Genomic DNA, 21,798 nt, shown 5'->3' on the forward strand with positions numbered 1-21,798 from the left:
TCCTCCTCAGAGGATTTTGAGGAGGATGACTGTGCGAACCGTCCTCGTGTGCGTCCGGACACCGCTCGCCGCGCAGACCGTGGCGGCAGCCGCGGCTCGGCTCGGTCTGAGCGGCGCCGTACGCACCGCCGTGACCGAGACCGAAGCGCTTCTCCGGCTCGCCGAACGGCCTGCGGATATTGTGCTCGCCGACACCGCGCTGACCCGGCGGGACAGCGTGGGATTCACTCGCCGGGTACTAGTTCGAGCGCCCAGCGCGATCCTCATCCTGTTCGGCGCCGAAGATCCACGGGTGTCCGCAGCGGTGATCGCGGCCGGCGCCCGGGGCGTACTCCGCGGCGGCGACCACGATCTGGTCAGCGTGGTCGCCAAGGCGCTGCTGCTGTGCCTGCCCGACCGCTCGTCCCCGGGCGGGGTGGGGCGTACGGCGTCAGCGGCGCCCGTGCCCCGCGAAACGCCCGGCGGCCCGTCCAACGGCCTGCCGGCGGTCGCCACGACGCCCCGCCCGGCGCCGTCGGCCGGGCCACCCGGACCCCACGGCCCGCACACTCCGCAGGGCCCCCACGGCCCGTCGGTGGTACCCGCGCAACGCGACCAGCCTGAGCTGAGCCCCAACCGCCCCACGGTGCCCGGTCCCAACGCCGGTCCCGCCTGGCGCCCGGGCCAGCGAAACGGCGACCGCACCGACGCGGTGGCCCGCCGGATGGCGCTGACCGAACGGGAGCTGCAGGTGCTGCGCGGAATGGCCGACGGCAAGAGCAACGCCGAGATCGGGCGCGAGCTCTTCGTCTCGGAGGACACGGTGAAGACGCACGCCCGCCGCTTGTTCCGCAAGCTGGGCGCCCGCGACCGGGCCCACGCGGTAGCGGCAGGCTTCCGCGCCGGCCTGGTCGCCTAGTTCTCTTAGTGATCAGGGCGTCCCTGAAGTCGTTAGAACGACTTCAGGGACGCCCTGATCACAAGGGTTTAGGCGTCGTCGGATTCGTCGGACAGCGTGTCGTGGACGCCGTCGGCGTAGCCGCGGGCGTACTCCCACGTCACGTAGTGATCCGGGTCCGGGTCGTATGCCGGCTCGTGGACCCGGGGCCGCCCGGAGCTGAGCAGGTGCCGCAGATTGCCCCGGAGCAGATCCCAATCGAAGTAGTGCGGCTCGTGACAGTCTTCGCACTCGATGACCAGGCCACGGACCCCGATGGGGCTCAGCAGCGCCTGGTAGATCTCGAGGTCGGCCAGATCCTCCAGCACGTCCTGCCGCTCGGTGTCGGACAGCGGGTCGAGCTGGCCATCCTCACCGAGGTCGTCCAGCCCGGCGGACGGGTCAGCGGGGTCTCCGCTGAACGGGTCGATCGGCTCGTCTTGCACCCCTCCACCGTAGTCGTTACCCCGCTCTCCGCGCCGACCTGAACCCGACGTGAACTGGCGTCCCGGTAGGATGAACCATCGCGCCACCGAGGGGATCAACTGTGGAGAATGCGCCCAGCTTCGAGACCGTGCCGATCGGCCTGACCTTCGACGACGTGCTGCTCCAGCCAGCCGAGTCAGAGGTGATCCCGAGCCGGGTCAACACCGTGACGCAGGTGAGCCGGAATGTCCGGGTCGCGCTGCCGTTGCTGTCGAGCCCGATGGACACGGTGACCGAGGCGCGGATGGCGATCGCGATGGCTCGCATCGGCGGCCTCGGCGTGCTGCACCGCAACCTCTCGATCGACGACCAGGCGCTGCAGGTCGACCAGGTCAAGCGCTCCGAAGCGGGCATGGTGACCAACCCGATCACGTGCAGCCCCGACGACACCATGCGTGACGTCGACGCCCTCTGCGCCCGATACCGGATCTCCGGCGTGCCCGTCACCGACGCTTCCGGCACTCTGGTCGGCATCGTCACCAACCGTGACATGCGGTTCGTCACCGACGGCGGCACGCCGGTGCGCGACATCATGACCCGCATGCCGCTGGTCACCGCCCCGGTCGGGGTGTCGAAAGACGGCGCGCTGGCCCTGCTGCGCGAGCACAAGGTCGAGAAGCTGCCGATCGTCGACGAGGCGGGCAAGCTCCGCGGCCTCATCACGGTCAAGGACTTCACCAAGAGCGAGCAGTACCCGGACGCGACCAAGGACGACGCCGGCCGGCTGCGGGTCGCGGCTGCCGTGGGCGTGGGCGACGACGCCTACAAGCGGGCGCGCACCCTGGTCGACGCCGGCGTCGACATCCTGGTCGTCGACACCGCGCACGGTCACCAGCGGGCCGTGCTGGAGATGGTCGCCCGGGTAAAGAAGGACACCACCGTCGACGTGATCGGCGGAAACGTCGCGACGTACGCGGGGGCGAAGGCGCTCGTCGACGCCGGTGCCGACGCGGTCAAGGTCGGTGTCGGCCCGGGCGCGATCTGCACCACGCGCGTGGTGGCCGGTGTCGGGGTGCCGCAGATCACCGCCGTGATGGAGGCGACCCGGGCCTGCCGTCCGGCCGGCGTGCCGGTGATCGCCGACGGTGGCATCCAGTACAGCGGCGACATCGCGAAGGCGCTGGTGGCAGGCGCGAGCACGGTCATGCTTGGCAGCCTGCTCGCGGGCTGCGAGGAGAGCCCCGGCGACCTGCTGTTCATCAACGGCAAGCAGTTCAAGGCCTACCGGGGGATGGGGTCGCTCGGCGCGATGCAGTCGCGCGGGCAGGCCCGCTCCTACTCCAAAGACCGGTACTTCCAGGACGACGTGTCCAACGAGGAGAAGCTGGTGCCGGAGGGCGTGGAGGGTCAGGTGCCGTACCGCGGCCCACTCGCCCGCGTCGCCCACCAGCTCATCGGCGGGGTACGGCTCGCAATGGGATACGTCGGCGCGGAGTCCATTCCCGAGATGCACCGCCGCGGCAAGCTCATCCGGATCACCGCGGCGGGGCTCAAGGAGAGCCACCCCCACGACATCCAGATGACCGTCGAGGCGCCCAACTACCACACTCGATAGGAGAATCCGCGTGCGAGACGTGGTCGAGATCGGGTTGGGTAAGACCGCGCAGCGCGGCTACCACCTTGACGACATAGCAATCGTGCCGAGCCGGCGCACCAGGGATGTGGACGACGTGTCCACGGCCTGGCAGCTCGACGCGTACCAGTTCCAGATCCCCTGCGTCGCGCACCCTTCAGACGCGACCATGAGCCCGGCGACGGCCGTGACCCTCGGCCAGTTGGGCGGCCTCGGCGTGCTCAACGTCGAGGGCCTGTGGACCCGCTACGAAGACCCGGTCAAGGTGCTCGACGAGCTGGCTTCGCTCGACGACGACGCGCCCACGACGCGGCGGCTGCAGGAGGTCTACGCCGAGCCGATCCGCCCGGAGCTGATCGCCGAGCGGGTGCGGCAGATGCGCGAGGGCGGCATCACCGTCGCCGTGCGGGTCTCGCCGCAGCACACCCTCGCGCTAGCCCCGGTGATCCTCGACGCCGGCGTCGACATCCTGGTCATCCAGGGCACGCTGGTCTCGGCTGAGCACGTCTCGACCAACGACGAGCCGCTCAACCTCAAGGAGTTCATCGCCGACCTCGACCTGCCGGTGATCGCCGGTGGCTGCACCGACTACAAGACGGCGCTGCACCTGATGCGCACCGGCGCCGCCGGGGTCATCGTCGGCATCGGCGGCGACGAGTGGTCGACCACCGACACGGTGCTGGGCATCCGGGTGCCGATGGCCACCGCGATCGCCGACGCCGCCGCGGCTCGGCGCGACTACCTCGACGAGACCGGTGGGCGCTACGTGCACCTGATCGCCGACGGTGACATCTCCACCTCTGGCGACATCGCGAAGGCTCTCGGCTGCGGCGCCGACGCGGTGATGCTGGGCGAGCCGCTGTCGCTGTCCGCCGAGGCGCCGGCGCAGGGTGCGTGGTGGCACTCGGCGGCGAGCCACCCGAAGCTGCCGCGTGGCGGGTTCGGCACCGCCGGCGACGACCCGCTGGGGTCGATGGAGAGGGTGCTGTACGGGCCGGCCGACGAGCCGCACGGCCAGCTCAACCTGTTCGGCGGGCTCAAGCGGGCGATGGCCAAGTGCGGATACCGCGATCTGAAGGAGTTTCAGCGGGTCGGGCTCGTGCTCGATCGGTAAGTACCCTCGATCGGGTGAACCGTAGGCCGATCGCCGCTGTACTTACCATCGCGCTTGTCTCGCTTGCCACACTGGCCGGGTGCACCGGGCGCGACCCCGCGCCCGGGTCCTCCTCGTCCGCGCGTGACTTCCAGCCGGGCGCCGATGGTGCCGGCGACGAGTACTTCCCGAAGTACGGCAACGGCGGGTACGACGTGAAGTCGTACGGGCTCAAGCTGCGGTACGACCCGGCGAAAGACGAGCTGACCGGCACGGCGACGATCACGGCGACCGCCACGGCAGACCTCTCGCGGTTCAACCTCGACCTGTCGGGGCTGGCGGTCACCGCGCTGTCGGTCGACGGCAAGCCCGCGCAGGACAGCCGCGACGGCACCGAGCTGGTGATCACGCCGAGCGCGGGCCTCGCGAAGGGCGCCGAGTTCACTGTGGAGATCGGGTACGGCGGGAAGCCCGAGCCGGTCAAGAGTGCCGACCTGGGCGAGGGCGGCTTCCTGCACACCGGCGACGGTGCGATCGCGCTCGGCCAGCCGGAGTCGGCCAGTACCTGGTTCCCGGTCAACGATCACCCGAGCGACAAGGCCACGTACGACATCGAGGTCACGGTGCCCAACGGCGTGGAGGCGCTCAGCAACGGCGTACCGGACGGGTCCACTGAGGACGGTGAGTGGACCACGTGGAAGTGGTCCGAGCAGGCGCCGATGGCGAGCTACCTGGCGACGCTCGTGATCGGCCAGTACCGGGTGGTGAGTGGCACGCACAACGGCAAGCCGATCGTCACGGCGGTACCGGAGTCGTTGCCCCGTAACGGCAGCGCGGAGGCGGCGATGCTGTTCACCGCCGAGATCGCCGACTTCCTGGAGACCCAGTTCGGGCCGTACCCGTTCGACGCGTACGGCGGCGTGGTGGTCGACGACGACCGGATCGGGTACGCGCTGGAGACGCAGTCCCGGCCCGTGTACGGGAATGTGTGGTTCAAGCAGCGCGTCAACACCGACGTGGTGGCGCACGAGCTGGCGCACCAGTGGTTCGGTGACAGCGTGTCGATCGCCCGCTGGGAAGACATCTGGCTCAACGAGGGCTTCGCCACGTACGCGGAGTGGCTGTGGGCCGAGGAGCAGGGGCGCGAGTCGGTCCAGGAGAGCTTCCAGGCCGAGTACGACAAGACCGACGACTGGTCGAAGCCGACCCTCGACCCGGGCCGGGCGGAGATCTTCAGTCGAGCGGTCTACAAGCGGGGTGGGCTGACCGTGCACGCGTTGCGGCTGGCCGTTGGCGACGACGACTTCTTCAAGATCCTCAAGACGTGGACGGCCGAGAAGCGCAACGGCACCGCGCAGACGGCCGACTTCATCACCGTCGCCGAGCGGGTGAGCGGCGAATCCCTCCGCCCGTTGTTCGACGAATGGCTCACGTCGCCGACCCCGCCGAAGATTCCCGCCTAGCGCTTGATGAGCAGCTTCGGGTGGGCGGCCAGGTAGGCGTCGGCCCGGCCCGCCCGCAGCTCGGAGATGAACTTCCGGCCCTCCGCGGTCAGCTGCTCGCCCAGGTAGTCGCCGCCCCGGCCGACGCCGCTGCCGGGCAGGCCGACGAGGGTGAGCGACGACGGGCTCAGGCCACTGAGGGCGTACGCGAAGTCGATGGGCTTGCGCCCGCGCCCGTCGAAGACGAAGGCGTCGCCGACGGCGCGCAGCACGCGGTCGACCTCAACGGGATTCTTCGCCAGGCTGAGCGAGCCGACCTTGGTGAGCACGGCACGGATGAGCTGCTGGTGGTGGCGCTGGCGGGTGTAGTCGCCACCCTTCAGGTACCGCTGCCGGGAGTAGTCCAGCGCCTGCCAGCCGTTGAGGTGCCGGTTGCCCACCTCGTACACCATCGGCGAGCCGCCGCTCGACAGGCCGCGACCGCTCTTGTTGAGGTGGATCGAGGTGACCTTCTGGTCGACGTACAGGTCGATGCCTCCCACCGCGTCGACCAGCTTGCGGAACCCGCGGAAGTTGATCACGACGCCGGCGTCGAACCGCTTGATCCCGGTGTACCGGCTGACCGTCTGCGCGAGAAGCTGGAACCCTTGCGCGGGGCTCGGCTTGGCCTTGCCCCGCCGGCTGCCGTAGCTCATCGCGTGGGTGAGTTTCGTGCGGCCGCCGCGGTAGCCGGACTTGGGAAACGCCGGGATGTCGACCACCAGGTCGCGGGGGAGGGAGAAGAGGTACCCCTTCGTGAGGCCGCGCGGGATGTGCAGGATCGTCACGGCGTCGGCGTGCGGCTCCCAGTCGGGCACGCTCTCGCGGGTGTCGATGCCGACGATCAGCACGGTGAGCGGGCCCGTGATGTCGGCTCCCGGCTCGGGGGTGGGGCTCGGCGTGGGGGAGGGGCTGGCGGACGGCGAGGGCGTCGGAGATCCGAAGAGGTCGGCGGTCGGCACCTCGTACCGGTCGCGCAGCGCGTAGGTGGCGGCGACCGCGCCACCGCCGAGCAGCACCACGGCCGCGAGTACCGCCGCGCCGATAAGGATCAACCGACGTCGAGTCATAGAGTGGCATCGTGCCCGTTGACGGTCTGGTGTGCTAGCTACTCGTGAGTAATGATGAGCCGTATGCGGTATGACGTGGTCGTCATCGGGTCCGGATTCGGTGGCAGCGTGGCCGCACTGCGGCTCGCCGAAAAGGGATACTCGGTCGCCGTGCTGGAGGCGGGCCGGCGGTTCGCCGACGACGAGTTTCCCGAGACCTCCTGGCGCACCAGGCGCTTCCTGTGGGCACCGAAGCTCGGCTGCTATGGCATCCAGCGGATCACGCTGCTGCGCTCGGCCAGGGGAGAGCCGGGCGCCGGCGTACTGGTGCTCTCCGGGGCGGGTGTCGGCGGCGGTTCGCTCGTCTACGCCAACACGCTCTACGAGCCGCTGCCCGCGTTCTACGAAGACCCTCAGTGGCGCGGCATCACCGACTGGCGCGCCGAGCTCGCCCCGTACTACGACCAGGCGAAACGGATGCTGGGCGTCACGACGTACCCGAATCAGACCGCGGCAGACCGCGCGATGCGCGCGGTGGCCGACCGGATGGGGGTCGGGCACACGTTCCACTCGACACCGGTCGGCGTGCACATCGGGCGCCCCGGGGAGCGGGTCGCCGACCCGTACTTCGGCGGCGCGGGGCCTGAGCGCACCGGCTGCCTGCACTGCGGCTCGTGCATGACCGGCTGCCGGCATGGAGCCAAGAACACGCTGGTCAAGAACTATCTGTGGCTGGCCGAGCGGATGGGTGTCGAGGTGCATCCGCTCACCACGGCGCTCACGGTCCGGCCGGGAGAAAGCGGCTACCGGATCGAGACGGTGCGCACCGGCGCGTGGCTCGACAAGAAGAGGCGGACCTTCGAGGCAGACCAGGTGATCTTCGCGGCGGGGGCGCTCGGCACCCAGCGGCTGCTACACGAGGCGAAGCAGTCCGGTGCGCTGCCGGAGCTGTCCCCGCGGGTGGGCGCGCTGACGCGTACCAACTCGGAGGCAATTCTCGGCGCCGCGCTGCTGCGGCCGGAAGCGAAGCGGCGCGGGGTCGACTTCACCAAGGGCGTGGCCATCACCAGCTCGTTCCACCCCGACGAGCACACCCATATCGAGCCGGTCCGGTACGGGCGGGGCTCGAACGTGATGGGCTTCCTGCAGTCGGCGCTGGTCGACGGCGGGCCGCGCCGCCCGCTGCGCTGGCTCGCCACCATGGCCGCCCGGCCGCTGACGTACCTGCGGCTGCTCTCGGTGCGCGACTGGTCCCAGCGCACCGTGATCGCGCTCGTCATGCAGTCGCTCGACAACTCGCTCACCACCCACTTCCGGCGCGGCAAGCTGCGTACGACGCAGGGACACGGCGCGCCCAACCCGGCCTGGATACCGGCCGGCAACGAGGCGGTGCGGCTGCTCGCCGACGAGATCGGCGGGGTACCGGGTGGGGCGGTCACCGAGGCGTTCAACGTGCCGCTGACCGCGCACATCCTCGGCGGTTCGGCGATCGGTGCCACCGCGGCGGACGGCGTCGTCGACCCGTACCACCGGGTCTTCGGGTACCCGGGACTCCATGTGGTCGACGGCGCCGCCGTCACCGCGAACCTCGGCGTGAATCCCTCGCTGACGATCACCGCGCAGGCCGAGCGGGCGATGTCCTTCTGGCCCAACAAAGGCTCACAAGATCCCCGGCCTTCGCAGGATGAGCCGTACCGCCGGATCACTCCCGTGGCACCCGTCGCACCGGCCGTGCCGCGCGGCGCTCCGGCCGAACTGCGCCTGTAGGCTGCACACACATGAGCACACCGCGCCCGGTACTGGTTGTGGACTTCGGCGCCCAGTACGCCCAGCTGATCGCCCGCCGGGTGCGTGAGGCCAAGGTCTACTCCGAGATCGTCCCGCACTCGATGCCGGTGGCCGAGATGCTGGCGAAGGACCCGGCCGCGATCATCCTCTCCGGTGGTCCGGCGAGCGTGTACGCGCCGGGTGCGCCACAGGTCGACGCCAAGCTCTTCGACGCGGGCGTGCCGGTCTTCGGCATCTGCTACGGCTTCCAGGCGATGGCGCGGGCGCTCGGCGGCACAGTGGCGCACACCGGCGACCGCGAGTACGGCGGCACGGTCCTGGCGACCCGCCCCGATGCCAGCGTGCTGCTGCGCGACCTGCCGGGCGAGGTGTCGGTGTGGATGAGCCACGGCGACTGCGTCACGGAGGCGCCGCCCGGGTTCGCGGTGACCGCTGGCACCACCGTCACGCCGGTGGCCGCGTTCGAAGACGTCGCCGGCCGGCGCGCCGGCGTGCAGTTCCACCCCGAGGTGGCGCACACCGCGCACGGGCAGGAGATGCTGACCCGCTTCCTGTACGACATCGCCGGCATCGAGCCGACCTGGACGATGGGCAACATCATCGACGACCAGGTGGCCGCGATCCGCGAGCAGGTCGGCGAGAAGGAGGTCATCTGCGCGCTCTCCGGCGGTGTCGACTCGGCGGTCGCCGCCGCGCTCGTCCACAAGGCCGTCGGTGACCAGCTGACCTGCGTGTTCGTCGATCACGGCCTGCTGCGCGCGGGCGAGGCCGAGCAGGTGGAGCAGGACTACGTCGCCGCCACGGGCATCAAGCTCAAGGTCGTCGACGCCGCCGACCGGTTCCTGGGCGCGCTCGCGGGGGTCACCGACCCGGAGGAGAAGCGCAAGATCATCGGGCGCGAGTTCATCAGGGTCTTCGAGGTCGCCGCGCGCGAGGTCGCCGCCGCCGGCGACGTGGAATTCCTGGTACAGGGAACGCTGTACCCGGACGTCGTGGAGTCCGGCGGCGGCACCGGTACTGCCAACATCAAGTCGCACCACAACGTGGGCGGCCTGCCGGACGACCTTCGCTTCTCCCTCGTCGAGCCGCTGCGCACGCTGTTCAAGGACGAGGTACGCCAGCTCGGCCTGTCGCTGGGGCTGCCGGAGGCGATGGTGTGGCGGCACCCCTTCCCGGGGCCGGGTCTCGCCATCCGGATCATCGGTGCCGTCTCCAGTGACCGGCTGGAGTTGCTGCGCGCCGCTGACCTGATCGCCCGCGAGGAGCTCACGGCGGCTGGGCTCGACCGGTCGGTGTGGCAGTTCCCGGTGGTGCTCCTCGCTGACGTGCGTTCGGTGGGCGTACAGGGTGACGGTCGCACCTACGGCCATCCGATCGTGCTCCGGCCCGTCTCCAGCGAAGACGCCATGACCGCCGACTGGTCGCGCCTGCCGTACGACGTCATCGCGCGGATCTCGACCCGGATCACCAACGAGGTGCCCGAGGTCAACCGGGTGGTGCTCGACGTCACCAGCAAGCCGCCGGGCACCATCGAGTGGGAGTAAACCTGAACCGGAATCCGGGTCGAGTGCCGTCGTGCGCGTCCACGGCTCCAACCGTCATCCGAAGGTGAACTACGGCGTCTTTGGGGGCGAAGGCCAGGCTGGGGCGTCGACGGGCTCTTCGGGCATCAGGAACCACATGATCGGGTACGCGAGCACGGCCAGGCCGGCGGTGACGACGGCGGCGAAGGCGAAGAGCACGCGAACGAGGACCGGGTCGACGTTGAAGTAACGGCCGAGGCCGCTGCACACGCCGGCGATGATCCGGTCGGTGATCGGGCGCCGGAGTTGCTTGTACGGGGGCATTGCGTTCATGACTCAACGGTCCGCTTTGGGGTCTTGACTGACCTCGGTGAGCGCCCGGATCCTTACCCTGAGCGCCCCCTGACGGGCGATCATCTGTCAGGAATCTGACGGTGTTCATGGACTTGTCATCTCATTCGGGAAGAATGCCCCCCTGTGACCCCCGCCCTTGAACCACTTCGCCGGATCGCGGCGTACGCAGTAGTCACCAACCCCGACGGGGAGGTGCTGCTCGTTCGCGCATCGCCCAAGTCGGGCACACCGGGTGTGTGGTCGCTTCCCGGCGGCGCGGTGGATCACGGCGAAGACCCCAACCACACGGTCGTCCGCGAGACCGCCGCCGAGACCGGGCTCTCCGTGACGGTGGTGGGGCTGCGCGACGTGCTCGCCGACATGCGGGCGCTGCCGCACCGGGGCATCACGATCCACACCGACCGCCTGATCTACGAGGTGTCGGTGCGCGGCGGCACGCTCTGCGACCGCATCGGGCAGCCGACCGACCTGGCGCGCTGGCACACCATCGAAGCCGCGCAGGGGCTGCCGCTGCGGCCGTTCACCGCGAGCGCGCTCGGCCTGCCCGCCGGCCCGATCGACCTGCGGCCCGAGGAGGCGCCGGACTTCCCGTCGTTCTACGCGGTGCCGGGGCCCGACGGGTTGCACCGCGCCCAGCGGTTCGCGGCGTACGCGGTCGCCACCGACCCTGACGGCCGGATGCTGCTGACCCGGATCGCCCCCGGATACCCGGGCGAGGGCTGCTGGCACCTGCCCGGCGGCGGCACCGACTACGGCGAGCAGCCCGGCGCCGCCCTGATCCGCGAGCTGCTCGAAGAGACCGGGCAGAGCGGGCGGCTGGTCGAGCTCCTGGGCGTCGCCAGCCACCGCGACGCGGCCTCGCTCGGCCCCGAGGGGTACCCGATCGACTGGCATGGCGTGCGCGCCTTCTACCGGGTCGCGGTCGACGCGCCGGTGCCGCCCGCGGTGGGTGACGTGGGCGGTTCGACGTCCGAGGCGCGGTGGTTCAGCCGGGACGAGTTGACCGTGCTGCGGCAGCACGAGTTCACCGAGGTGACCGCCGAGGCGATGCGGGCGGTCGGTTTCTAGTCTTGGCGGGTGATACAGAAGCGCAGGATCGCGGCGTACGGGGTCTGCCACGGCGAGGGTGACCGGTTGCTGCTGACCCGCAGCTCGGACCAGGCCGCGTTCCCGGGCATCTGGCAGATTCCCGGTGGCGGCATCGACCACGGGGAGCACCCCGCCGACGGCGTCGTCCGGGAGTTCGCCGAGGAGACCGGCCTCGCCGTCGAGGTGATCGGGCTGCGCGCGGCGGTGTCCGACGTGCTGGCGCTGCCGGGCGTGGAGATCGCCGAGCACACCGACCGGATCGTGTACGACGTCCGCGTGACCGGCGGCACCCTGCGCGACGAGCCGGACGGCACGACCGACCTGGCCGCCTGGATCACTCCGGAGCAGTTGCGGGCGCTCCCGCTCATGCCGTTCACCGCTGAGCTGTTCGGGCTGCCGGTCGACCCGCTGCCCGGAGCGACGCACACCACACCCGCACCACCCGGCGGCCGCGTCACCCGTGGCCAGCGCTTCGCCGCGTACGGGCTCGCCACCGACCCGGCCGGCCGGGTACTGCTCACGCTGATCGCGTCCGGATATCCGGGCGCCGGCCGGTGGCACCTGCCCGGCGGCGGCACCGACTTCGGCGAGCAGCCGGCGGTGGCCCTGCTGCGCGAGCTGGCCGAGGAATCCGGGCAGGTGGGACGGGTCACCGACCTGCTCGACGTGAGCCACCACCGGAACCCCGCGGCGCGCGGGCCCGAGGGGTACGCCATCGACTGGCACGCTGTGCGAGTCCTGTACCGCGTGGCGGTCGACGCGCCCACCGAGCCGGTGGTGACCGAGGCGGCTGGCGGCTCGACCGCCCGAGCGGCCTGGTTCGAACCGGCCGAGGCGGCCCGGCTCGACCTGACCGACGTGTCGGCGGCGGCGCTCGCCCGGGTGGCGGGGCGGCCGGCCGGGTTGTCGGCCGAGCGATATTGATATAGCCGGTTAGACTGGTGGGTCGAGAACGACTTGTCCGCTTACTCAAGTTATGTCCGCGCCTATCGCCAAGCCGGACCGTGGTGTGCGATGGTGTAGGCCGCGTACGACCGGGCGGCCGCCGTGGCGGCGGACACACCGACCCGGTGATGGAGGACTAGGTGCCGAGAGCCCCTTGGCGTCGGCGTCGTGCGACGGACAGCCCGCGCCCAGCAGGGCGCCGGTGGGCGGGCCGCCTGCGACGTAGTGGCACATTCGCCCGGCAAGTCCTGTTTGTCCAGGGAATCCGCCGGCGCCGCTCCGAGACCGGCAGCGGCACCATGGTGGTCGTGCCGGCTCACCCCACCGAGGTCGCCCCGCTGACCGACGACGAGATCGAGTCGCTTCTGTCGCCGGCGCCGGTGGACGAGCCCGCCAGCCTGGCCATCCCGCTGCTTCCCGGCGAGCACACCGCCGCCCGGCGATTCAAGTTCGCCGTGGTCAACGCGTGCACGCTCGGCAGCCTGGCGCTCGGCGTACTGGCGATCATGCTCGCCATGCGCGGTGACGTGCGCGCCGGCGCGATCTGCTTGATCGCGTGCGTGATCTTCGACGGCGCCGACGGCATCCTCGCTCGGCGGTTCGGCGTCGCCAGCCCGTTCGGCGCCCAGATGGACTCGCTCGCCGACATGTGCTCCTTCGGCCTGGCCGCGCCCGTCGTCGTGTACGCCTCACTGGCCGGCACGGTGCCCACCCCGGCGGCCGCCCTGGCCTGCGTACTGGTGGCCGGCTGCGCCGCCGTCCGGCTGGCCCGCTTCAACGTGTCGCCCAAGGACGGGCGCTTCTTCTGCGGCGTACCGACCACGATGGCCGCGGCCGTGCTCGCCCTCGGCGTGCTGATCGAGCTGCCGATGTCGGGCGCCGCGCAGCTGGTCGGCGTCGCGTTGCTGGCGTTCGCGATGGTGTCCAGCTTCCCGTACGCCAAGCTGGCCCGCCTCATCAAGCTGCCGCCGTGGCTGTGGCTGCTGCCGGTGGTGGGCGCGCTGGTCGACCCGCGACTGACGTTCGCGGTGGCTGTGGGCGGCTACCTGGTGAGCGGCCCGGTCCTCTGGCTCCGCCACCGTCGCCTCTAACCCACCACCGTCCACTTCGTGATCAGGGCGTCCCTGAAGTCGCTATGACGACTTGAGGGACGCCCTGATCACTACTCGGCTGAGCCGGTGGTGGTCCAGCGGGCGATGACCGTGGCGCCGCCCAGGACGCGGTCGCCGGGGGCCACCAGGGGCTCGGCGGCGCCGGCGGGAAGGTACACGTCGGTGCGGGAGCCGAAGCGGATCAGCCCGAATCGCTCGCCCTTCGCGAGCAGCGCACCCGCCGGCGCCCGCTGCACGATCCGGCGGGCGATCAGGCCGGTGCGCTGCGCGACCGCGACCCGGCCGTGTGCCGTGTCCAGCAGCGTGTACGCGGCCACGTTGTGCTCCGCGTCGGGCTTCATCGCGGCGGCGAACCCGCCATCGGTGACGAAGTAGTCGACGACCTTGCCGGCCACGGGCGCCCTGTTGACGTGCACGTCGAGCACCGACAGGAAGACGGCGATCCGCAGGAACTCGTCGGGGCCGAGCCGCTCGTCGCGCAGCCGCTCGACCGACAGCACCTTGCCGTCGCTGGCGGCGACCACGGCCGACTCGTCTTCGGGCACGTCGCGCTCGGGATCGCGGAAGAACGCCGCGACCGGGGCCGCCGCGAGCGCCGGGATCAGCCACAGCCGCGACTTGGGACGGGCGGCGCGAGCGAGAGCGGCGATGCCCAGCGCGATGCCGGCCGCCGCGACGCCGTTCGAGTCGATGTGCATGCCCCGGGTCACGGGCACGCTGGATGGCCGGTACGCGGGGGAGACGCGGGTGGCCTGCGTGGCGTCGGCCGGTGTGAACCGGAGTCTGTGCACCCGCAGTGGCGGCACATTGCGCACCACCACGTCGACGCCCACGCCGAAGAGGGCGCCCTGGCGGTCGAGCTCGGCCGCGGCGCCGCCGGTGATGCCGGCCGAGGCGCAGAGCACTCCGCCCTCGGCGAGGTACTTCGCGAGCCCTTCGATGGTGGCGCGGGCCTCTTCAGCGGTGCCGGTGAGTGGCTCACCGACCACCACGACGTCGGCCGCGTCGGCTTCGGCGAGGGTCTCGACGACCCGTACCCGATCGGCGACCCACCGGCCCTGGGCCTCGACGTGATCGCGCAGCGCCCGCACGGCGGTGCTCTCCGCCGGCACGACGGTGAGCGTGTCTCCGGGCAGGAGCGCCTTGCTCACCTGAGCGAGGGTGGCGGAGCCGGCGTCGACTCCGACGAGGAGTCCGGTCTTGGGGCCGTTGTGCCGGGCGAGTTCGGCGATGAGGGTGCGGGCGGCGCGGTCGCCGGCGCGCGGGCGCCGAGCACCACCAGCAGCGGATACCAGGGTCACAGGGCAAGCATAGGGTGCGTGTCAGTCACGGGGCTCGCCGCGCTCCGCAACGGTCGGCGGCTCCGGATCGACGGCGGTGCGGGCCGGTGCCGAGTCGGTGAGGGTGACGGGCTCCGGGGGCAGGTACGGCAGCTGAGGGCCGGTGAGCAGCTCGCGCACGATGTCGGCGTGCAGTTCGGCCGGTACGCCGCTGACCGGCACGGCCACGGGCTCCTCCGCCGGTGGTGCCGGCGCCGGCTGGTCGCCACGCCCGGAACGCAGCGCTCCGAGCAGGCCGAGCGCGCCGATGAAGATCAGCGCACCGGCAACGAACCAGCCGACGGCCGGCAGCGGGAGATCGAAGAGCCGCGAGAGCAGCCACCAGACCACGAGCGACATGAAGATCAGCGCGAACGTCAGGGAGACGCCGTCGGTGCGGTGCGGTTTCATCGGTGTACCTCCAGCGACCCGCCGTTGACCTTCAGCGTCATGTTGATCTTGCCGCCACCCGGCCCGTCGGTGCCGTTGTCGACGACCTCGGAGGGCACGACGTGGAATCCGCTCGACGTGTTGCCGAGTACGTCGGCGTCACCGGCGCTCACCTCGGAGTTGACCGTGACGTCGACGGTCGGGGGCAGGATGACCTCGAGCTCGCCCAGGTTGAGCTCCACGTCGATGGTCTGCTCCTGGCCGGTGAAGTCGACCTGCGTGAGGTCGAGCGTCGCCCTGCCCAAGCTGTGCTCGTACCGGTCGGCGACCGCCTGGATCGTCTTCGGCTGCCAGACCACGTCACTGCCCGAGGTGCCGCCGTAGTGGTTGACCTGCGACTCGGCGATCGTCGAGATGCCCAGCGCGGCGGCGGCGATCACACCGAGCGCGATCAGCCAGCGTGCGCGGCCGAACCAGGCGCCCACGAGCAGGCCGAGCGCGACCGTGACGAGCGCCGCCGCGAAGTACGCGGACGGAGACACGCTGAGCACGTTGGACAGGTCCAGCGCGGCGACCGTGCCGATCGCCACGAAGATCAGCGAGAACGTGGCCGCGCCGAGCGGTGACCGCTGCTTCGGCGGCTTGGGCGGTTTGGGCGGCCGGGGCGGCGGCGCGTACTGCGGCGGGTAGGGGCCGGGTCCGGCGTACGGCCCGTGCGGCGCGAACGGCTGGCGGTAGCCGCCGGGCGGCGGGGGCGGTGGCGCCGGGGTGTACGCCTGGTGGGCGTAGGCACCGGCGGGTGTGACGGGGCTCGGTGGCACCGGAGGCATCGGTGCGGCCGGCGGTGTCGGCGGTACCGGAAGCACCACGGTGGGCGGCTCGGCGCCCGCCGCCGCGACGGTCGGCTCGCTCATGGCCGACGGCCCGGTGCCGGTGCCGCCAGCGGGAGCGGGCGCGTCCATCCCGCCGGGAACGGGCGCGGTGCCGTCAGCGGGGGCGCCCGGCCAGGCTGGACCGCCGGGCAGATCAGGTCCCCCCGGACCGCCGCCGGGTGCGCTCGGCCCGGCAGCGCTGCCCGGCTTGCGATTGAGTAGGAGCGCTACCCCGATCAGCGCCGCCGCACCGAGCACCGCGGCGCGGAACCCATCGGTCACGATCAGGCCGAACATGACCGCCGCGAGCACTCCCAGCACGATGACCGTGACCGGAGACATGCTCGATCGGCCCCGGCCGAGCATCGACTCGACCGGTGACGCCGTGTCGCCCTCGGCGGGAATGACCAGCCAGCCGGCCAGGTACACGAGGATCCCGATACCCCCGAAGAAGCCGAGCACCGCGAGCAGCACGCGCCACAGCACCGGGTCGGTGTTGGTGGCGCGGCCGATGGCGGCGCAGACGCCGGCCACGTACCGGCCCTGGCGCGGGCGTACGAGCCCGTACCGGGTGGTGAACCCGGCGGACTCGCCGGCGCCCGGCCCGCCAGGTGGCGGCCCTGGCGGAGGTCCGACAGGCGTGCCGGGCGGAGGCCCAGGCGGCGAGCCGGGCGGCGGCGGCGAGCCGGCCGCGGACGTGGCGGCGGAGAACGGCGCGGACGAAGGCTCGGAGGTCATGCTGTAGATACTGGTCGCTTCCCCGCCCGAGCGACCTCAGGCGCCAACCCTGACCCCACCCTGAGATCTTCCCGTGGAATGTCCGGGGCGTCCCCGTGGCCAGGCGAGCGCCAACCGTGTGACGATCGAAGCACGCCACCGGAGACCACGATAGGGAGCACGCCATCACCACCGTCCGGGCGGAACAGCCCCGCCTCCTCCGCGCTCGCGACCAGCGTGTCGTCGCTGGCGTGGCGTCGGGCATCGCCCGGCACCTGGGGATTCCGGTCACGCGGGTGCGCATCGCGTTCGTGGTCCTGCTGCCGCTCAGCGGCCTGGGGCTGCTGCTCTACTCGGCATTCTGGGCGGTCCTGCCGCTCCAGCCGCGCACGGCCGAGCCGCAGCGCCGCAACCTCATGCACCTGCTGCCGTTCGTGGCGATCGGGATGGGGCTGATCCTCCTCCAGAGCCTGGTCTTCGGCTCGCGGGGCGTGAGCGGCACCGCCGGCTGGCTGGTGGCGATCATCGCGGTGGGCGCGGGCATCATCTGGCACGAGTCCGACCCCGAGCGCCGCCGGCAGTGGAGCGAGACCATGCCGCAGGTGCCCTGGCTGGGCGCTGTGGTGGCCGAGAGCGACCGCCGGGCGTTCCTGCTCCGGTTCATCGGCGGTGGGGTGCTGGTCTCCGTCGGCATCATCGGCGTCGTCGCCGTGTACTCCCCGGCGGAAAACTTCGGCGCGGTGGTCAACGGCATCATGTTCGCGCTCGTCGGCCTCGCCGGCGTGGCCGTCGTCGCCGGGCCGGTGCTGTGGCGCACTTACAACCAGCTCCGCACCGAGCGCGAAGGGCGCATCCGTGAGCAGGAGCGCGCCGAACTGGCCGCGATGGTCCACGACCAGGTGCTGCACACGCTGGCGCTCATCCAGCGCAACGCCGCCGACGTCAAGGTGGTGCAGCGGCTGGCCCGAGGCCAGGAGCGCAGCCTGCGCAGCTGGCTGTACAAGCCGGTGGCATCGCCGACCGAGCGGTTCGCCGCCGCGCTGGAGCAGGTGGCGGCCGAGGTCGAAGACACGTACGCGATCACGGTGGAGACGGTCGTGGTGGGCGACCGCGAGACCGACGAGAAGGTCGGCGCGCTGGTGGCTGCCGCCCGGGAGGCGCTGGTCAACGCCGCCCGGCACGCCAAGGTGCAGAGCGTGTCGCTGTACGCCGAGGTGGAACCCGATCAGTTGAGCGTGTTCGTGCGCGACCGCGGCGCCGGGTTCGACCCCTCTACCGTGGAGGACCACCGGCACGGCGTCCGTGGTTCCATCATCGGGCGGATGCAGCGCCACGGCGGCCGCGCGACCATCATCAGCGAGCCCGGCAGCGGGACGGAGGTGCGGCTGTTCCTGCCGACCGCTAAGGACAGCCTCGCCGTTGGGAAGGATGCGCAATGACGGACACGGAGGCACGGGGGCGCCTACGCGTGTTCCTCGTCGACGACCACGCGATGTTCAGGGCCGGCGTCCGAGCCGAGTTGGGGGTGCACGTCGACGTCATCGGTGAGGCGAGCACGGTCAGCGAGGCGGTGACCCGGATCGGCACGCTCCAGCCCGACGTGGTGCTCCTCGACGTGCACATGCCCGACGGCGGCGGCCGTGCGGTGCTCGACTCGATCCGGCGCAGCCATCCGCAGGTGCGCTTCCTCGCGCTCTCGGTCTCCGACGCGGCCGAAGACGTGATCGGCCTGATCCGGGCCGGCGCCCGCGGCTACGTCACCAAGACGATCTCGCCGGACGAGCTGGCCAACGCCGTGCGGCGAGTGGCCGACGGTGACGCGGTGTTCAGCCCTCGGCTGGCCGGGTTCGTGCTCGACGCGTTCGCCGCGCGCCCCGACGCGCCGGTGGCGGATCCGGAGCTCGACCAGCTCACCAACCGCGAGCGCGAGGTGCTGCGACTACTCGCGCGCGGGTACGCGTACAAGGAGATCGCCAAGGAGCTGTTCATCTCCATCAAGACGGTGGAGACGCACGTGTCCAACGTGCTGCGCAAGCTCCAGATGTCGAACCGGTACGAGCTGTCTCGATGGGCCGCGGATCGTCGTCTGGTCTGACATCCAAATCCCATGATCAGGGCGTTCTTCAAGTCGTAGGAGCGACTCTCGAAGGCACTGATCATGAAGTTGACAAAACGGTGTAGGCCTCCGCCAGCCGCCCAGGAGGCAGGCCGCCGGCTTCGGCCGTGGCGGCCATCCGGGTGCGCAGGACCCCGTCAAGGTCGAGGTGCGCCGTCTGGGAGACATGTTCGCGCAGGGCGGCCAGCTTGCGCGGGTACGCCTCCGTGACGTCGACGATGTGGTCTGGGTCCGGCCCTCCGGAGTACCAGATCTCCCGGACCACCCACGGCTCCAGTCCTTCGCGCAGCAGCTCAGGATGCGCGAAGGGGTTGCGCGCGTCCGGGTAGATGGCGCAGGTGGTGGCCTCGCCGACGGCGAGGTGGTCGGGGTGACTCGGCCCGGCGATGCGCTCCCAGCGGCGCAGCGGCGAGCTGGTCAGCACGCGATCCGGCCGCCACCGGCGGATCGCGGCCGTGATGTCGCGGCGCAGAGCCAGCGATGGCGTGACCGTGCCGTCGGCGTACCCGTCGAGGAACTCCACGTGCTCGACCCCGACGGCGGCCGCGGCCGCGCGCTGCTCCTTTTCCCGCAGGAGCGGCATCTGGTCGCGCGGTGTGTCGTCGAAACCGCCGGCGTCGCCGCGGGTCGCGATCAGGTACGTGACCTCGATGCCGGCCTCGATCCAGGAGGCCACGGTGCCCGCGGATCCAAAGTCCACATCGTCGGGATGGGCAAATACGGCAAGTACCCGGCGGACGTCGGAGAGTGCCGGCGCGGAGGGGGGAAACGTCACGAGAACCGATGGTACGTCGCATCGGTGCTGATCAAGTATGGGACAAAACCCCAGGTCAGGAGCTTTTGATCATCTTGAAATCTGATCTTTACACAGTATCGAGCGCGTCCCGGCCGAATATCGGGTTGATAACGCTCCTTCACGATGCTGGCCAGGTGGTGTCACAGTGTCAGCACCTCACCCGCCCCGCACCAGCGCCCAGGAGGCATGGTCATGCTCGCGTACGCCGCACTCAAGGCTGTTCGTGACAAAGGAGCTCCCTGGCGTTCCGCGCGTCGGCGGTGGTGACGGCCCGTTTGAGCGGATCATCGACCTGCCAGGACCCGGCCAGTAGCGCGGTTGTAGCGTCCCTGTCCGGATGGCGAGTCGCGGCTGTTGGCCGGCACCGAACCGTAGCTGTGCGATTCACACGAGGAATACCCAGCAAGAAACAAGGGAGGCCCTGAACAAATGAGAGGCTCGAAGCGTGCGAGCGTAGTCGCGCTAACCGCGGCTGTCGCGCTCGTCGTGGCAGGCTGCGGTGGCGGAGACGACGACAGCACCGGCAGCGACGACAAGAACGCGACCGGTGCCATCACCATCGACGGCACTCAGCCCGAGGTTGGTCTCGTCCCGGCCAACACGACCGAGACCGGCGGCGGCGACATCGTCGACTTCCTCTGGACCGGCCTGGTCACGTACCCGGCTGGCGGCGGTGACCCCAAGAACGCTCTGGCGGAGTCGATCGAGACGACCGACTCGCAGAACTACACGATCAAGCTCAAGAAGGGCACGAAGTTCCACGACGGCACCGAGGTGAAGTCGAAGAACTTCGTCGACGCCTGGAACTTCGCGGCGTACTCGCCCAACGGCGTGCAGAACGGCAGCTTCTTCGGTGACATCGAGGGCTTCGCCGACGTGCACACCGAGGACCCGGATGGCGACGGCGCGCAGAAGGCGCCGCAGCCGAAGGCCGACAAGATGTCGGGTCTCGCGATCGTCGACGACTACACCTTCACGGTGAAGCTGACCGCGCCGTTCTCGATCTTCCCGACCAAGCTCGGCTACAGCGCCTACTACCCGATGCCCGACGCGTTCTTCACGCAGGGCATGGAGGCGTTCGGCAAGAACCCGATCGGCAACGGCCCGGTCAAGTTCGTGTCGTGGACCGACAACGTCGAGATCAAGCTGACCCGCTTCGACGACTACACGCTCGACGACAAGGTCAAGATCAAGGACGTCACCGTCAAGCTCTACCAGGAGGACGCGGCCGCGTACGCCGACCTGCTGGCGGGCAACCTCGACTACATGCAGCAGGTGCCGGTCTCGGCGCTTGCCGGCGACAAGTGGAAGACCGACCTGGGCGACCGTGCCCTCGAGGTCGACATCCCGGTCATGCAGCTCATCGCGTTCCCGATCTACGACGCGAAGTTCAAGAACGCCGACCTGCGCAAGGCGATCTCGCTCGCGATCAACCGGCAGGAGATCGCGGAGAAGATCTTCTTCGGCACCCGCAAGCCGGCGACGAGCTGGGCGCGTCCGGGTGTTCCGGGTGGCGAGGGCTTCACCTGCACCGTCTGCGAGTACAAGCCGGACGAGGCCAAGCAGCTCCTGCAGCAGGCCGGTGGCTTCACCGGTGAGCTGGTGTTCTACTACAACGCGGACGCCAGCCACAAGGAGTGGATGGAGGCCGTTGCCAACAGCGTCAAGAGCACGCTGGGCATCAACGCTCGCGCCGAGGGTGTTCCCACCTTCGCGGTCTTCCGCCAGAACATCAACGGTCGCAAGATGACCGGGCCGTACCGTGCCGGCTGGCAGGAGGACTACCCGAGCGCTGAGAACTGGGTCGGCCCGCTGTACATCACCGGTGGTTCCTCGAACGACGGTCTGTTCAGCAACCCCGAGGTGGACAAGCTCTACAAGGAGGGCACGGCGGCTCCGAACGAGGACGCGGCCTACGCCAAGTTCGCCGAGGCGATGAAGATCGTCGACCAGCAGGTGCCTTCGATCCCGATCGTGTCGGTCGTGCAGCAGTCCGGCACGTCGGCCAAGGTGAAGGGCGTCAAGGCGAACAACGTCGGCTCGATCGACCTGTCGACCGTTTCGCTGGCCTAGTCATACAGGTTTCACCCCGGGTCCGGCTTACCATCAGGTAGGCCGGACCCGGGCCCTTACGTTGGCGGCGTACCGCACCCCTGATGCGCCGCCGCGCTCCCCGTGT

The 21,798-nt window shown here is 70.6% G+C and carries 19 protein-coding genes; 12 read left to right on the plus strand and 7 right to left on the minus strand.

Going from position 1 to position 21,798, the window contains the following annotated elements:
• The first annotated feature begins 31 nt into the window (after window positions 1-31).
• Window positions 32-898 (plus strand): response regulator transcription factor, encoded by an 867-nt coding sequence (locus QMG73_RS16390; RefSeq protein ID WP_281896392.1) that lies wholly within the window; start codon window positions 32-34, stop codon window positions 896-898.
• 68 nt (window positions 899-966) lie between these two features.
• Here the strand turns inward: QMG73_RS16390 and QMG73_RS16395 are convergent, their stop codons facing one another.
• Window positions 967-1,362: a DUF5319 domain-containing protein gene (locus tag QMG73_RS16395; RefSeq protein ID WP_281896394.1), complete on the minus strand. Its 396-nt coding sequence runs from the start codon at window positions 1,360-1,362 to the stop codon at window positions 967-969.
• 101 nt (window positions 1,363-1,463) lie between these two features.
• Here QMG73_RS16395 and guaB point away from each other — a divergent pair, with 101 nt between their 5' ends.
• From guaB to QMG73_RS16410, 3 genes are read left to right on the plus strand one after another with little or no spacing between them, the layout of a single operon-like run.
• Window positions 1,464-2,957 carry an IMP dehydrogenase gene (gene guaB, locus QMG73_RS16400; RefSeq protein ID WP_281896396.1) on the plus strand — a complete coding sequence of 498 codons (1,494 nt, stop codon included), beginning with the start codon at window positions 1,464-1,466 and terminating at the stop codon, window positions 2,955-2,957.
• 10 nt (window positions 2,958-2,967) lie between these two features.
• Window positions 2,968-4,089 carry a GuaB3 family IMP dehydrogenase-related protein gene (locus tag QMG73_RS16405; protein ID WP_281896398.1) on the plus strand — a complete coding sequence of 374 codons (1,122 nt, stop codon included), beginning with the start codon at window positions 2,968-2,970 and terminating at the stop codon, window positions 4,087-4,089.
• 14 nt (window positions 4,090-4,103) lie between these two features.
• Complete coding sequence (locus QMG73_RS16410) at window positions 4,104-5,531, plus strand: M1 family metallopeptidase (protein ID WP_281896400.1); 1,428 nt, start codon at window positions 4,104-4,106, stop codon at window positions 5,529-5,531.
• On the opposite strand, the gene QMG73_RS16415 is transcribed toward QMG73_RS16410, so the two are convergent.
• The gene (locus QMG73_RS16415) at window positions 5,528-6,619 is read right to left on the minus strand and encodes an LCP family protein (protein WP_281896403.1); all 1,092 of its coding nucleotides are present in this window, start codon (window positions 6,617-6,619) and stop codon (window positions 5,528-5,530) included. The genes QMG73_RS16410 and QMG73_RS16415 overlap by 4 nt on opposite strands.
• A gap of 63 nt (window positions 6,620-6,682) precedes the next feature.
• On the opposite strand from QMG73_RS16415, the gene QMG73_RS16420 reads away from it, so the two are divergent.
• Both QMG73_RS16420 and guaA read left to right on the plus strand, forming a co-directional pair.
• The gene (locus QMG73_RS16420; RefSeq protein WP_281896405.1) at window positions 6,683-8,365 is read left to right on the plus strand and encodes an FAD-dependent oxidoreductase; all 1,683 of its coding nucleotides are present in this window, start codon (window positions 6,683-6,685) and stop codon (window positions 8,363-8,365) included.
• Window positions 8,366-8,376: 11 nt separating this feature from the next.
• A complete protein-coding gene (guaA, locus tag QMG73_RS16425) occupies window positions 8,377-9,930 on the plus strand; it encodes a glutamine-hydrolyzing GMP synthase (RefSeq protein WP_281896407.1) in 1,554 nt (517 codons plus the stop codon).
• A 69-nt stretch (window positions 9,931-9,999) separates the two neighbouring features.
• Here the strand turns inward: guaA and QMG73_RS16430 are convergent, their stop codons facing one another.
• On the minus strand, window positions 10,000-10,242 hold the full coding sequence (locus tag QMG73_RS16430; RefSeq protein ID WP_281896409.1) for a PspC domain-containing protein: 243 nt from the start codon (window positions 10,240-10,242) through the stop codon (window positions 10,000-10,002).
• A gap of 144 nt (window positions 10,243-10,386) precedes the next feature.
• On the opposite strand from QMG73_RS16430, the gene QMG73_RS16435 reads away from it, so the two are divergent.
• From QMG73_RS16435 to QMG73_RS16445, 3 genes are all read left to right on the plus strand, one after another.
• Window positions 10,387-11,331: an NUDIX hydrolase gene (locus QMG73_RS16435; RefSeq protein WP_281896411.1), complete on the plus strand. Its 945-nt coding sequence runs from the start codon at window positions 10,387-10,389 to the stop codon at window positions 11,329-11,331.
• Window positions 11,332-11,340: 9 nt separating this feature from the next.
• The gene (locus QMG73_RS16440; RefSeq protein ID WP_281896414.1) at window positions 11,341-12,276 is read left to right on the plus strand and encodes an NUDIX hydrolase; all 936 of its coding nucleotides are present in this window, start codon (window positions 11,341-11,343) and stop codon (window positions 12,274-12,276) included.
• A gap of 236 nt (window positions 12,277-12,512) precedes the next feature.
• Window positions 12,513-13,388, plus strand: a complete 876-nt coding sequence (locus tag QMG73_RS16445; RefSeq protein WP_281896611.1) for a CDP-alcohol phosphatidyltransferase family protein — start codon at window positions 12,513-12,515, stop codon at window positions 13,386-13,388.
• Window positions 13,389-13,459: 71 nt separating this feature from the next.
• Here the strand turns inward: QMG73_RS16445 and QMG73_RS16450 are convergent, their stop codons facing one another.
• The 3 genes from QMG73_RS16450 to QMG73_RS16460 are packed head-to-tail and all read right to left on the minus strand — an operon-like array spanning window position 13,460 to window position 16,728.
• The gene (locus QMG73_RS16450; protein ID WP_281896416.1) at window positions 13,460-14,710 is read right to left on the minus strand and encodes a phosphatidylserine decarboxylase; all 1,251 of its coding nucleotides are present in this window, start codon (window positions 14,708-14,710) and stop codon (window positions 13,460-13,462) included.
• Window positions 14,711-14,731: 21 nt separating this feature from the next.
• Window positions 14,732-15,139: a hypothetical protein gene (locus QMG73_RS16455; protein ID WP_281896419.1), complete on the minus strand. Its 408-nt coding sequence runs from the start codon at window positions 15,137-15,139 to the stop codon at window positions 14,732-14,734.
• Complete coding sequence (locus QMG73_RS16460) at window positions 15,136-16,728, minus strand: PspC domain-containing protein (protein WP_281896421.1); 1,593 nt, start codon at window positions 16,726-16,728, stop codon at window positions 15,136-15,138. The genes QMG73_RS16455 and QMG73_RS16460 overlap by 4 nt, the downstream gene beginning before the upstream one ends.
• A 164-nt stretch (window positions 16,729-16,892) precedes the next feature.
• Here QMG73_RS16460 and QMG73_RS16465 point away from each other — a divergent pair, with 164 nt between their 5' ends.
• On the plus strand, window positions 16,893-18,146 hold the full coding sequence (locus QMG73_RS16465; RefSeq protein ID WP_281896613.1) for an ATP-binding protein: 1,254 nt from the start codon (window positions 16,893-16,895) through the stop codon (window positions 18,144-18,146).
• Window positions 18,143-18,802, plus strand: coding sequence for a response regulator (locus QMG73_RS16470; RefSeq protein ID WP_281896422.1), 660 nt, complete (start codon window positions 18,143-18,145; stop codon window positions 18,800-18,802). The genes QMG73_RS16465 and QMG73_RS16470 overlap by 4 nt, the downstream gene beginning before the upstream one ends.
• Window positions 18,803-18,863: 61 nt before the next feature.
• Here QMG73_RS16470 and QMG73_RS16475 read toward each other — a convergent pair whose 3' ends face one another.
• A complete protein-coding gene (locus QMG73_RS16475) occupies window positions 18,864-19,598 on the minus strand; it encodes a PIG-L deacetylase family protein (protein WP_281896423.1) in 735 nt (244 codons plus the stop codon).
• Between the two features lie 450 nt (window positions 19,599-20,048).
• Between QMG73_RS16475 and QMG73_RS16480 the strand changes: the two genes are divergently transcribed.
• Window positions 20,049-21,692 (plus strand): peptide ABC transporter substrate-binding protein, encoded by a 1,644-nt coding sequence (locus QMG73_RS16480; RefSeq protein ID WP_281896426.1) that lies wholly within the window; start codon window positions 20,049-20,051, stop codon window positions 21,690-21,692.
• Window positions 21,693-21,798: the final 106 nt, after the last annotated feature.

The sequence above is a fragment of the Phytohabitans aurantiacus genome (assembly GCF_027923225.1).
GTDB classification, from domain to species: domain Bacteria; phylum Actinomycetota; class Actinomycetes; order Mycobacteriales; family Micromonosporaceae; genus Phytohabitans; species Phytohabitans aurantiacus.